General features: G+C 51.3%; 10 protein-coding genes. 9 read left to right on the plus strand and 1 reads right to left on the minus strand.

Going from position 1 to position 12,679, the window contains the following annotated elements; translation table 11 throughout:
* Positions 1-38 precede the first annotated feature (38 nt).
* Entirely contained in the window at positions 39-347 is a 309-nt protein-coding gene (locus ALO_RS04610) for a WG repeat-containing protein (RefSeq protein WP_004093345.1), read from the plus strand.
* Complete coding sequence (locus ALO_RS04615) at positions 344-1,633, plus strand: WG repeat-containing protein (RefSeq protein ID WP_004093347.1); 1,290 nt, start codon at positions 344-346, stop codon at positions 1,631-1,633. Before ALO_RS04610 ends, ALO_RS04615 begins: the two co-directional genes overlap by 4 nt.
* A gap of 89 nt (positions 1,634-1,722) precedes the next feature.
* Here ALO_RS04615 and ALO_RS04620 read toward each other — a convergent pair whose 3' ends face one another.
* Entirely contained in the window at positions 1,723-2,409 is a 687-nt protein-coding gene (locus ALO_RS04620) for an HAD family hydrolase (RefSeq protein ID WP_004093351.1), read from the minus strand.
* A gap of 189 nt (positions 2,410-2,598) precedes the next feature.
* Here ALO_RS04620 and ALO_RS04625 point away from each other — a divergent pair, with 189 nt between their 5' ends.
* From ALO_RS04625 to ALO_RS20705, 7 genes are all read left to right on the plus strand, one after another.
* Positions 2,599-3,621 carry an MBL fold metallo-hydrolase gene (locus tag ALO_RS04625; RefSeq protein WP_004093352.1) on the plus strand — a complete coding sequence of 341 codons (1,023 nt, stop codon included), beginning with the start codon at positions 2,599-2,601 and terminating at the stop codon, positions 3,619-3,621.
* Between the two features lie 203 nt (positions 3,622-3,824).
* A complete protein-coding gene (locus ALO_RS04630; RefSeq protein ID WP_004093353.1) occupies positions 3,825-6,554 on the plus strand; it encodes a dynamin family protein in 2,730 nt (909 codons plus the stop codon).
* A gap of 22 nt (positions 6,555-6,576) precedes the next feature.
* On the plus strand, positions 6,577-7,779 hold the full coding sequence (locus ALO_RS04635; protein ID WP_004093354.1) for a hypothetical protein: 1,203 nt from the start codon (positions 6,577-6,579) through the stop codon (positions 7,777-7,779).
* Positions 7,780-7,908: 129 nt separating this feature from the next.
* A complete protein-coding gene (locus ALO_RS20700; RefSeq protein ID WP_004573132.1) occupies positions 7,909-9,156 on the plus strand; it encodes a DUF445 domain-containing protein in 1,248 nt (415 codons plus the stop codon).
* A 10-nt stretch (positions 9,157-9,166) separates the two neighbouring features.
* Positions 9,167-10,507 (plus strand): DUF445 domain-containing protein, encoded by a 1,341-nt coding sequence (locus ALO_RS04645; RefSeq protein ID WP_004573133.1) that lies wholly within the window; start codon positions 9,167-9,169, stop codon positions 10,505-10,507.
* A gap of 27 nt (positions 10,508-10,534) precedes the next feature.
* Entirely contained in the window at positions 10,535-10,687 is a 153-nt protein-coding gene (locus ALO_RS22340) for a hypothetical protein (protein WP_004573134.1), read from the plus strand.
* 198 nt (positions 10,688-10,885) lie between these two features.
* Positions 10,886-12,622: an ATP-binding protein gene (locus ALO_RS20705; RefSeq protein ID WP_050806970.1), complete on the plus strand. Its 1,737-nt coding sequence runs from the start codon at positions 10,886-10,888 to the stop codon at positions 12,620-12,622.
* Positions 12,623-12,679: the final 57 nt, after the last annotated feature.

Raw genomic sequence — 12,679 nt, forward strand, 5'->3', positions numbered from 1 at the left:
TATTTATAATTTTTTTTACGAATCAAGGAGGAATTATTTTGCATTTACGATTGAGGACAAGGCTGATTGCCGGGCTGATTGCAGCTCTGGTAACTTTATCCGGAGCCGGCGAGGCGGTTTATGCCGCGGAGCAGGGAAGGAAAGGCGCAACGGCTGCCGCTTCTGCTGATGCTGTGCAGACGGAAATGATCAGCGTGGTTAAAAAGGGCAGTAAATATGGATACATCAATCAAGCGGGCCAAGTTGTCATTCCGGTGGAATATGAGACAGTAACATATTACCAAGGCGGCTACATCCGGGTAATGGGCAAAAAAAGTACGGTTATTATGATACCAGGGGACAAGTGATTGTCCCGGTAGAATTTGATGATATTGGCGGTGGATTCCAGGAAGGAATGGTTCCGGTCAAAGCAAAAAACAAATGGGGCTTTTATAATAGCCGGGGGGAAGTCGCGGTCCCGGTGGAATTTGATGACGTACAGATTTTCCGGGATGGTTTGGCAGCCGTAAGAAAGAGTAAGGTCTGGCAATACTGCGATCAGTCCGGCAAGGTGGTCATTGAAGGACCCTTTGACGAAGCATCCAGTTTCTATGGTGGGTTAGCCAGGGTCAGAAAAGGAAAACAATGGGGCTTTATTGACCGGCAGGGTAATATCGTTATCCCTTTCCAATACAAAGACGCCTGGAATTTTTCCGAAGGCCTGGCAGCGGTGAAAACGAAAAACAAGTGGGGTTTTATTGATACAACCGGTAAAACAGTGATTGAAGAAAAGTTTGATTTAAATCGCTTCAACTTTACAGAAGGTTTCGCGATTGCAATAGTAGGCGGCAAATTCACCTATATTGACCGGCAAGGCGCTGTTGCGTTCAAGGCTCCCTATGAGGAAGTTTTTCCTTTTGAAGACGGCTTGGCGGAAATTCGCGTAAAAGTCAGCAGTTTCTCTTGGGGCGGCGTATTAGGTAATGTTGTCTCTGCTACGCTGATCCCTTTGCCGGATGAAGATAGAAATTTAGTCGACAATAAAATGAAACGGGGCTTCATTGATAAGACCGGTACCCAGGTTATTCCCACCAAATATGATTCAGTCAGTACCTTTCACGATGGATTATGCCTGGTTAAAGTGAAAGGGAAGTACGGCCATGTCAACCGCAGGGGCGAGTTTGTGATTCCGGCGGAATATCAGGAATTATCTGCGCTTTCCGATGGTGTGGCCATGGCCCGCAAAGACGATGCCTGGGGTTATATTGATAAAACCAATCATCCTCTAACCTCCCAATCCTTTAAAGCCGTCAAGGAATTCAAAAGCGGCATGGGCGGGGTAAAAATCAACAATAAATGGGGCTTTGTGGACCGTGCCGGCCGGGTGGCAATTCCAGCACAGTTTGATGAAGTAAACTCTTTTGTCGGGGACTTTGCCGTGGTAAAATACAACGGTAGCTGGACCGCCATTGATAAAACAGGGAAGTTTATCCTCCCGGAAAAAACTAATTATCAGGAATTAACATGGTTCTATGATGGACTTGCGGCTGTTAAAGTAAAAGGAAAATGGGGCGCCGTTGATACCGCAGGGCATATGGTCATTGCACCACAGTACGATGAAATGTCCTATTTCTTTTCCGCCGGCGTGCGTTAATCGGTAAGGCAATAATGAAAATACCCTGCCAGATCAGTTTCTAGCTGTCTGGCAGGGTATTTTTTCACAGTGAATGCAGTTTTGCCAGTTTACCTGCCCTCAATCATGGAGGCGAACTGGTCCGCCCCCGGCAGTTTCTCCAGGGACTTCCAGGGATGGCAAGCCGCAAGCTCATCCCGGGAAAAGCGGCCGGTAGCCACGGCAATGGTCCGGGCGCCGATTGCCTTGCCGCATTCGATGTCATGGGGAGTGTCACCGATGACGTAGATCCGGCCCGGATTAATGTCGGGCAGCCTGCCTTTGAGTCCGGCCAGGGCCTGCCGGGCGATATCGTTGCGGTAGACGTAGTGACCGGCAAAGGCGCTTAACTGAAAATCAAAAAACTGATCGATTTCGTAGTGGCGGAGTTTGGCTTGAGCGCCATTTTGGGTATTGCCGGTTAATAGAAGGGTCAGGCAATCGGGGCATCCCCGGAAATGGGCCAGAGTCTCCGGGACCGAGGGCAGGAGATGTCCCGGATGTTTTACCAGGTAGCCCGGCAGCAGGGACTCATAATGGGCTACCAGCTGCCGGACCGCCGTTTCTGCCGGCTCCCGGCCGGTGGCGGCCTTAATGATTTCACAGGCGATATAGTTGTCGGTCCTGCCTGCTGTCGGAATGGCCGATAAGTCAACCTTGACGGAGTACAGGTCCCCGGCAGCCTGCTCAAAGGCGTAAAGACCCGCTTTGGCGGTGCGCAGCAGCGTGCCGTCGATATCCCAAAATAATATTTTCAACTGTATGCTCCTTTGTAATGGTTTCTTATCACCATGTTATACGTGAAATGGAAAACTCCTTCTTCCGGGACAAGGCTGCCTGTAATAAGAATAGGACCTTAGTAACTTTCATCAAACGTCGAATTTTGGTACTATAGTAATAGTGCTGTTACTATTATCCTACCATCCATATTGTTATTTCAAAAGGACGTGAGGAAACTGGTTGAAAGCGTTGCGACGAACCTATACCGGGTGGAAATCCCTCTGCCCCAAAGTCCGTTAAAGACATTGAATTCGTATGTGGTGACCGGAGAGCGGAATCTGGTGATCGATACGGGGTTCAACCGGCCGGAGTGTCAGGCGGCTATGACCGAAGGACTGGCTTCTCTCGGGGTGGATTTGGACCGGACGGATCTTTTTATTACCCATATGCATGCCGATCATACCGGGCTGATTGGCATGTTGCGGCGGCCAGCCAGCCGGATTTTCTGCAGCAAAACCGACGGGGACAGCATCAATGCTTTTGGGACAACCGAGGCTCCCTGGCAAGAGCTTGCCAAAGCAGCCGGGAGGAATGGATTCAGCAGCAGCGAGATGGCGGCGGGAGTCGAGAAACATCCGGGATATCTATACCGGCAGACTGACTGGATCGGGTTTAGCCCTGTTCAGGACGGAGATATCCTCAGCTATGGCGGCTATAGGTTTCAGTGCCTGGCAACTCCCGGCCATACCCGGGGCCACATGTGCCTTTACGAGCCGGCAGTGAAAATACTTCTGTCCGGCGATCATATTCTCGGTGACATTACCCCGAACATTACTGCCTGGCAGGAAGGAGAAAATTCCTTGACGGATTATTTAGCCAGTTTGGACAAGGTGATGGCGCTCAATATCGACACAGTGCTGCCGGCCCACCAGCGGGCTATCGGCGATTGGCGAGCCAGAGTGGATGAAATCATCCGGCATCACCATGACCGGTTGGAGGAAGTCCGGCGGATTTTGGCCTCAGGCGTGTATACCGGCTACCAGATAGCCTCCCGGATGCACTGGTCTTTGACCTATGCCAGCTGGGAAGAGTTCCCCGTCCAGCAAAAATGGTTCGCCACCGGCGAGGCAGTAGCTCATCTGGAATATCTGGCCGGGCGGGGAGAAGTCAGCCGCGTCCGGGATCATGGGGTCATCCGTTATGCGCTCCAGCGCAGTGAGAAAAATACAGTGAATATACCAAACCTGTAGAGCTGTAAGATACTATGGCAGGAAAGCGGGAAATATTTGTTGAATAATAACGCAAAATGACGGAGAGCCGTCGTTTCAGTCAAGCTGGAACAGCGTCGGTTCAGGTGGAGAATCGCCCCTCGAACCGACGTTGCCTATAGAAGCGGGGAGTCTTATCCGCTGCAGGCTAAAACCACAGGTGATGTTTTAATGGGGGATGAGACATGGCGGTATTATATCTGCTGTTTATCGGCGTAGGAATCTTTGCAACAATCACGTTAATGGGGCGATTTATCAAAGAGGAAGGGCTGGTGGACACCAGCATTAAGAGCGAGAGACTTCCGCCCAAAGAGACCTTTGCTGCCTGCATGACCACTCAGGATATGCTAGAACCGTCGGTGGCGCTGGATCAACAGGCCAGCAGCATCAGTGAAGGATCGCCGGTTTTTCTCGACGTGAGCGGAAAACTGCTGCAGGATGTTCGAAAAATCCTGCTTCGGCTGGATGAACGCTGGCCCAAGATTTCTTATGCCGCGAAGCCGGTTCAGGCCTTTCTGGATATGTACCATGCCCCGCCCTTGATCACAGTGGCCGGTGAATTTAACAGCGGCAAATCCACCCTGATCAATGCCATGCTGGGGGAAAAATTGCAGGCCATGCAGATCCGGCCCAAACTTGGCTGCGTGACCCGGCTGAAGTATTCCAACCGGCGGCGGATTATCATCCGTCACATGAACGGGGAGTTTCGTGAATATGAATTACAACCCCTCCGCACGGTCCTGGTGGAGAACTTTGTCCATGAAGACGACATTATGCATGATGTGTTCTACGTCCAGGTGGAATTGGAGAACTCGCTGTTAAAGCAGTTTGACATTGTGGATACACCCGGTTTCAACAGCGGTTTCCGGCGGCATAACGACATGACCGCTGAGTTCATCGGTTACGCGGATGTGCTGATCTGGGTATTTGACGCCGAACGCCTGGCCAATCAGCCGGACCTGGAACTGTTTCATCAGCACACGCAGCATTGCCAGACTCTGGTCGTCGTCAATATGGTGGATAAATTAAAGCTGCCTAAACATAGAACCCCGGAATCGGTGATGGAACAGTTTGTGGCTGAAGTAGGAAAAAACGTGGACCAGATCTACTTCGTAACGGCCCGCAGCGCCCTGGCCGGCGAAGTCGGCAGCCTGGAGGGAAGCGGGATCCAGCAGCTGAACGAATATGTCCATTATCAAATTACCCCCAATGCCCGTGAAATCAAACAAACTGCCCTGCTGCTCAAGCTGGATCAGTTTGCCGATCACATTATTGACGTGAGGCACAAGCTGCTGGACTCTGTCGATGCCCTGGAAGGCCGTCTGGAATCCTATAATGCCAAGATGTCCAACTATGAAAAGATTGCCGGTCAAATTGACGAAAGCATCAATAATTGGGATGAAGACTGTCGTCACCAGAAAAATTACCGTTGGTTTCTGACAAATATGCCCCGTTATTTCACCTATGGCAGCCTGCCGGAGAATGTGATTCAACAGGGGAAAGATCTGGCGGATAAATTTACCCCGCTGGAAGAACGACGGAAAAAATCCGGAGAATGGCAGAAAAGGCTGGATGAGATCCAAGAGGACATTGACCGAAAATATATCCAGGTTATGAAGGAATACCAGCCTGACGGCGGTGACCGGAAAGCGCTGGCTCAATCAATTGAAAAATGGAAAAAAATGGTTAGCGAATATAATAATCAGGTGATTGAATACAATAGATTTACCGATGAATTGGCGGAAGCCTGGGACACGCTGCTGAATTCGGTGGGGACATTTTTCCAAAAAGTGATGATGCCCCGGGTCGAAGAACAGGCCCAGAAGGCCAGCGCCCTTTTGATTGAGATCGACAAAGATTCTCAGAAGATCCGGGCGGTTGAAAGGGAATACCTGCTTTTATTGCAGGATCTCAAGGTCTTTGACCAGGAACTGTTCCCCCGCCTGGTGATCATGTATAGCATCGCCAAATGTGAGAGGACTCTGGGCAACTTCCGGGGCAGAATTCAGCAATATGAACGGGCCGTCCGGCTTGTAACCGAAAGTATCGCCAATTGGAACGAGGACTGCAAGGCGGGGAAAGCATGGAAAGATGCCCTGCTGGATATTGACCGGTATGTCAAAGGGCTTCCCGGCGCCAGCCAAATCAAGCGACGGGGACAGGACATCCTGGCCGAATTCGGGACCCTGGAAACCGCCAAGCAAAAAATCCAGAGATCTGCCCAGGGCCTTGATACATTAAACGAATCCCTGGATCAAGGGCTGGAACAGATTGAACAAAAATACTCCCGATATTCGCAAACCTATGCTTCCGTCATTGACGCCGTAGCCCGCCGCCTATTCCAGCGGGATGTCACCAAGGATAGGAGCCGGCTCAAGGAAATGGTGGAGGATTGGCAGGCGCGGGTCGCTGTCTATAACGATGTCACCGCCGAATACAACCAATATGTCACTGAGACCAAGGAACACTGGGACCAGCTTCACACTATGATCCGGGAATTCTTTCAGCAGGACATTGCTTCCCGGCTGATGGGCCAGATGGAACAGGCGGCCCACTTGCTGGCCGGCGTGGACGAAGTGCTGCCTCTGGTGCAGGAATTGGAGCGGAAGCATATCGCCCAAGTGGCGGATACTAAGAATTTTGACCCGACGATCTTTGAACTGGCGGACAAGATCAATACCATACTGGATTCCAGCGATGGCAAGGAAAATCGCCGGTCACCCGGCAATTATCCAGCGCTTGTACAGGGATTTGCCAAAGTAGAACGGGAAGAACTGGTTCTCGACTGGAAGAAAACCTACGCCCGTCCCAAACTGGACGGCCTGATTGTCAAAACCACCTCCGCTTTCAGCGGCGACCGCAGCAGCACGACTCACCGGCCGCTGGAGATTAGGCAATTGATACGACTGTCGTAATGGGTAAAGGGGTTTTAGTGTCATGATGGACATGATCAATGCGCTGAAAGCAGTGGGTCAACGCCTGGGCTTCCTTGACGGGACTCAGACAATGGGGGACCGGCTGCTGCTCCGGCCGGTCGATGAGCAAATCAGGACCGGCAAGGCCGTTTTTAGCGAAAAAGCGATTAATAATTGGCTGCGTCAGGTATTTTACCGCCACCCCCGAATCCGCTATCTATCGGTTGAACTGGAAGAAAACAATCAGATAGAGATCAAGATCATCAGCCGGTACTATATCCAAATGCATATCGAAGCCCGTATTACCGATGCCTGGCATGATCACAAGACATCGACGCTGCTGTTGGAATGGACGGCAGTACGGTTTATGAAAATGCCGATCCTGCCCAATTTTATTTCTGATCGCATTACCTATATCCTCTTGAGTCTTGTCGGGTTCCTCATGAACCCTATCGCCATGCGGGAGGGGGTTTTTCTGCGACTGACCGGTGAAAGCATGCGCCTGGATTTTGCTGAGTATTGGCCCTATCGCCGTGAATTTACGCCGGTATTCCGCAACGAGGCAGGCACTGTTAAACCCAGTGATTTTTTTGTGGTAGCGGCTGAGACCGATAAAGGGTTGCTTACGCTGCACCTGCATCTGCTGTCGCCGGAAGGCATAGAAAAAGCCGGTACGGATTTTGAGCCAGTCCGCCCGAATCAGCTGCCCCAAAAACTGGAACGTCTCCAATGGGTGGATGCGCTGTTCCTTTCCGGCATTGCTCTGGGGGTTTCCACCATGGTCATCTTTTTCCGGGATTATCTCAACGCGAATGCCCTTACCTTCCGTTTCTCCTGGTATTTTCTTTTGTCTATGGCCATTGTCCTGGTCAGCTTGATGCTGTTGAATGTGCCTCGCTGGATGTATCAGTTTTTTACCGGAAAGACTATTAGTAAGTTGGAACATGCCGGTGATAATATCACCTACCGGTTGGAACGATACAAGCGGGATATCGAACTGGAAATGCGGGATATTGTCCGCCAATACGGCTCCATCGGCCAGGACTATGATCCCGAGGCCCGGGTTGCTTTGGAGAAACTGTTATTCAAGGCCAGCCGCCAGCGTTTTTTGGCCTGGAGAATGGAACTGCGGCTGGAGTCCATGAATCGCTGGCGCAAGATTAAATATGGACTGGCGTATGTGGTAACGATACTGAGCGAATTCATTGCCTATAGGTGGCTGTGACCGTTGAAAAAGGCCCATCTGCGCTGTTTGGAGATGCAGAGCGTCTCTCTTACTATTCCCTGGCATCTGAACCTTTTTGAACGTTCCCGGAAGCTGGATGAGTATAGAGTGTGATTGAGGTACTGAAATATGAGCGGAAAGATGCTGAACCAATACAAAGCGACAGCAGTGCTGGGAGTGGCAACGGCCGGATATCTGGTTTCATTGCCTTGCCAGCATTCTTTTTTTGGCGGCTTGATGGCCAGCGGCTTCGGAGCGGCGATGGTGGGAGGGTTGGCTGATTGGTTTGCGGTATCGGCTTTGTTTCGTCGGCCTCTCGGGATCCCCTGGCGGACAGCGGTGATTCCGCGTCAGCGCCGGAGGCTGTTTGATATGATCGTGCAAATGGTCCAGGCGGAACTCTTAACCAAGGAGAATATCAAACGCAAACTGGCTGAGCAGGATATGCCCCGGATCATTCTGACCTATCTGGAGGAGCGCGGCGGCGCCAGGCTGGTGAAACGGATGATCCACAAGCTGCTCCTGGATATTCTGGCTAAGATGGACTCTCAGGAGACCGGACGCGTGCTTGGCATTCTTCTGCAGCGGGAGGCAGGCAGAATCAGACTGGCGCCTGTATTGGCCCAGGTGTGCGAATGGTCGCTGGCCAACGGCTATGATCAACGGGCAGCGAAATATGTCCTGGATGAACTCAAGACCATAGTTGCCCGTCCGGAAATGCGCATCCTGTTAACTTCGGTACTGCGGGAAGCTTTGATTGCCTATGAAGGAGAAAAAGCCATGCGCCAAATTGCGGCGGCGCTGGCCAATATCACGCCGGAACGGCTGGCCGAACTGGCTCAGAACAAACTTTCTGACTGGCTGGAAGAGTTGAAACAGCCGGAGCATCCCTTGCGTCAGCGTCTGAGAGACCGAATGATTTCCCTGGCGGCAGCCCTCAGGACCGACCCGGCGGTACAGGCAAAACTATCGGAGTGGCAGGAGCGGATGATGGCCCGGGTTGATCTGGCGCCGCTGGCGGCCCGGCTGGTCCGGGATATGCAGCAACGGGCTGCCAGTCATCCCCAGGATGCGGTCCGCTGGTTAAAAGATATTGACGAGCAATTGGACCGGCTGATGGATTGTTTTCGCCAGGACCGGCAGCAGCAGGACAGGATCGGTGAATGGATCAGGAACGTCTTGGAGGAGTTTATTGATCTATACCACAAGAAACTGGGCAATCTGGTTCAAGCCAGGCTGGATCAGTTTTCGAACCGGGACTTGGTGGAATTCATCGAAGGCCGGGTAGGCAATGATTTGCAAATGATCCGGATTAACGGCTCGGTGGTCGGAGGCCTGGCAGGAATGACGGTATATTTATTGACCTACTGGATCTAGGCGGTGACTTATGAAGAACAAAGCTGATAAGGTGTTGGCCGGGGTGTTTGGCTTGTTCATCCTGGCGGTGCTGTTTAAATATTTTTATCAGGGATGGTTTTGGAGTGAGTTATGCTTTAAGGTGGCCGAGGCGGCGCTGGTGGGAGGGATTGCCGACTGGTTCGCGGTGACGGCTTTATTTAGAAGACCTCTGGGGTTTCCCTATCATACCGGTCTGATTCCGCGCAATCGGGAAAAACTGATTCAGTCCATTTCCACGGCAGTGGAGGAAGAGTTCCTCTCACGGGAAGCCCTGGGGCGGGAATTGGGACGCATCCGGTTTGTGTCTCTGCTCATCAACTGGGTGGAAGACAGAGGCGGCATTTTGCCGTTGATCAGCCTGGCCGAGCGGGATTTCCGACAGATATTGCAGGGTATCAATGGGGAGAAGGCTTCTCAATATTTGGGCGACATACTGAAACAGCAGCTGAACCGCCTGGCACTGTCCGGTTATATTGCTGAAATCGCCCGCTGGCTTTTAGCCGAACGTCAGGATGAAAGGTGGATCCACCTTCTGATTGCCGATTGGAAGCTGGCGGCGGCAACACCTGCTGCCCGGCAGCAGATCCGTTTCCACATTGCCCAATATGCCCAGGAGAAAACGGAAAGCTCCTGGTGGGGCAGGATCTTTGCTCCGGTGCTGGGGGCGCTGGATATTGTGAATCTGGACGAGGCGGCTGAAACGCTGCAGCAGCAACTGGTGCGGGAGCTGACCATGATGGAGCAGCCGGATCATCCCCTCAGGCAGTGGTTAAGGCAAAAGCTGGTTTTGGTTGTTACTGAACTGGAGACCAATCCCCAGTGGCAGCAAGATGTAGACGCCTGGAAAATGGACATTTTGGAGCGGATTCCTTTTGCCGAAATAGTAAAAAGACTTCTGGAACTGGGGCTGCACCATGTCCGGGAAGAATCGCTGCATATAGATGGTTATTTAGCAGGCCGCCCGGCGACGCTGGAACAGGCGCTGGTCCTGCCGGGAGTGAGCCCGCTCGTGGCCGGCCTGGTTTGGCATATGGAAAAATACTGGAACCTGTTTCGTCAGGACGAGATCCGGCAAAATTGGTTCGAGGCTTACATCCAGGAAGCACTCGCCCAGGTAGTGGCCAGTGAACACCGGATGATCGGCGAACTGGTGAAAGATGCTTTGGAATCCTTGTCGGATGAGGAGCTGAACGCCTTTGTCGCCGCCAAGGTCGGGGACGATCTGGACTGGATCCGGATTAATGGTTCCCTGGTAGGAGCGATAGCCGGTTTAATGCTGTTTTTGCTGACGTATTTATATCAATTGTCCCGCCCACTGCTTGTCAGATAGGCGGTACAGGGAGAGAGAGGTGCCGGGATGGGCGAGCGGATCGCTATAGGGCTGATTATCCTGGGAGTATCTTTGTGTGAGATCATTGATATGGCTCTCTTATGGGGCAGTCGCCTGATGGGCAAACAGGCAGCAGTAAGAAAGAAGACGGCTCAAGGTGACAGATGGAAATTAAGGTAATTATTTTACTATTTGTAAAGAATTGTAGGAGGGAATTTGAATTTTGTGTCAAATATGTCAAATATGTAATTTATGTAATATATTAGTATCCCTAAGAGATGGGAAAGCGTCCTGAAATACCAGATAGACTTATTTTCACAATAATTCTATTGACGGAAAAAATAAGACAGGAGTTTTGTAAGAGAACTTTTGATCTATATGGGGCGTGATAAACGGGTGATAGAAAAGAAACTGCTTGCTTCGGATTTGCTGGCGGATGTGGCTGTATGTCAGCAAAGGATTGCCGAGCTGGAATTGTCGGAGGCGCAATTGTTGACTGAGGTAGATCAGCGCAAACAGACTGAGGCAGAGCTGATCCGCCAGAATTTTTATTTACATCTGCTGCAGGAGACAGCTGTCGCCTTGATAGATCACCACAACTGGGAAAAACTGCTGGTTACTATTTTGAAACAAGCCGCCGCTCTCATTAACACGGAGGATGGCTTTCTCTTTTTAGTGGATTCTGAAGGGCAAAAACTGAAACTTAAATTTGGCTTAGGCATATATGAGCCAATGACATGGCTTAGCCTAGCCAAAGGGGAAGCTTTGGGCGGCAGGGTCTGGCAGACCGGTGAACCGCTGGTGGTTCACGATTATGCCAATTGGTCCAACCGGGTCCAGGGAGCGTACTGGGACTCGGTCGCCGCGGTCGCCGGGGTTCCTCTTAGGACCGGCGATCAGATTGTAGGAGTATTAGGCCTGGCTCACTGTAAGGCAGGCAAAAAATTCGCCCGGGACGAATTGACCTATTTATGCCGTTTTGCCGAATTGGCTTCTGTTGCCTTAGCCAATGCCAACCTTTATCAGAGCCTGCAGCGGGAGCTGGAGGAACGTCGGCAGGTGGAGGCGGCTCTGCGGCAAAGTGAAGAACGATATCGTCTTTTGTTTAATCATATCACGGATGCGGTGCTGATCTGGGACATTCAGGCTGACGGCACGCCGGGCCGGTTTCTTGAGGTCAATGAAGTCGCCTGTAAGAGACTGGGCTATACTCGCCCGGAATTAATGGAATTGACGCCTCTGGATATCTGCAAAGGTTCCAGCTGTGAAGAGTTTGCCGCCATTATCAAGACTTTGGAGCAGCAGCATAGCGCTCTGGTTGATCTATTGCAGGTGTCTAAAAGCGGCAAAATCATTCCTACAGAAAGTCACGTCCAGCTTTTTTACCTGGAAGGCAAACCGGCGGTATTGTCCATTGCCCGGGATGTCAGTGAGCGGAAGTTTTTAGAAAAAGAGATGGCCCGGTTTGAACGTCTGCATTTGATTGGAGAATTAGCTGCCAGTATCGGCCATGAAGTGAGAAATCCTTTGACAACGATCCGGGGCTTTCTGCAGATTATGCGCGGCAAGGCCCAGGAAAATCGGGAATATTATGATATTATGATTGATGAACTGGACCGGGCCAACAGTATCATCACGGAGTTTCTCTCTTTGGCCAAGAGTAAGTCGATCGAGCTGGAAGTACATAATTTAAACGATGTCATCCGGATGCTGGCCCCTCTCATCCAGGCCAACGCCATTGTGGAGAATAAATCTGTTTCCATGGATCTGGGGCAGATTCCGGATCTCTTGCTGAATGAAAAAGAGATCCGTCAAATGATCCTGAATATCGCCCGCAATGGGATTGAAGCCATGCAGCCGGGAAAAAACCTGACCATCCGGACCCGGGCCGAAGGAGACGAGGTCCTCTTGTCGATTATCGATCAGGGCTGCGGCATCAGCCGTGAATGTATCGAAAAATTAGGCACTCCCTTTTTTACCACCAAAGAACATGGAACAGGACTGGGACTGGCCGTCTGCTTCAGCATCGCTCACCGCCATAATGCAACGATTCAAGTAGAGTCATCAGACCACGGAACCACGTTTTATATCCGTTTTCACATAGGGAGCCATTAAAAAGATCTCAGATTCGAGACGAAAGATAAGCTTAACGCCAAAAACCCGGATTTTCCT

The organism is Acetonema longum DSM 6540 (genome assembly GCF_000219125.1).
Lineage (GTDB): Bacteria > Bacillota > Negativicutes > Sporomusales > Acetonemataceae > Acetonema > Acetonema longum.

Coding starts and splice junctions, on each gene's coding strand:
- ALO_RS04630 (WP_004093353.1), top strand. CDS start 3,825: ATGGCGGTATTATATCTGCTGTTTATCGGCGTAGGAATCTTTGCAACA.
- ALO_RS04645 (WP_004573133.1), top strand. CDS start 9,167: ATGAAGAACAAAGCTGATAAGGTGTTGGCCGGGGTGTTTGGCTTGTTC.
- ALO_RS20700 (WP_004573132.1), top strand. CDS start 7,909: ATGAGCGGAAAGATGCTGAACCAATACAAAGCGACAGCAGTGCTGGGA.
- ALO_RS20705 (WP_050806970.1), top strand. CDS start 10,886: ATGGGGCGTGATAAACGGGTGATAGAAAAGAAACTGCTTGCTTCGGAT.
- ALO_RS04635 (WP_004093354.1), top strand. CDS start 6,577: ATGATGGACATGATCAATGCGCTGAAAGCAGTGGGTCAACGCCTGGGC.
- ALO_RS22340 (WP_004573134.1), top strand. CDS start 10,535: ATGGGCGAGCGGATCGCTATAGGGCTGATTATCCTGGGAGTATCTTTG.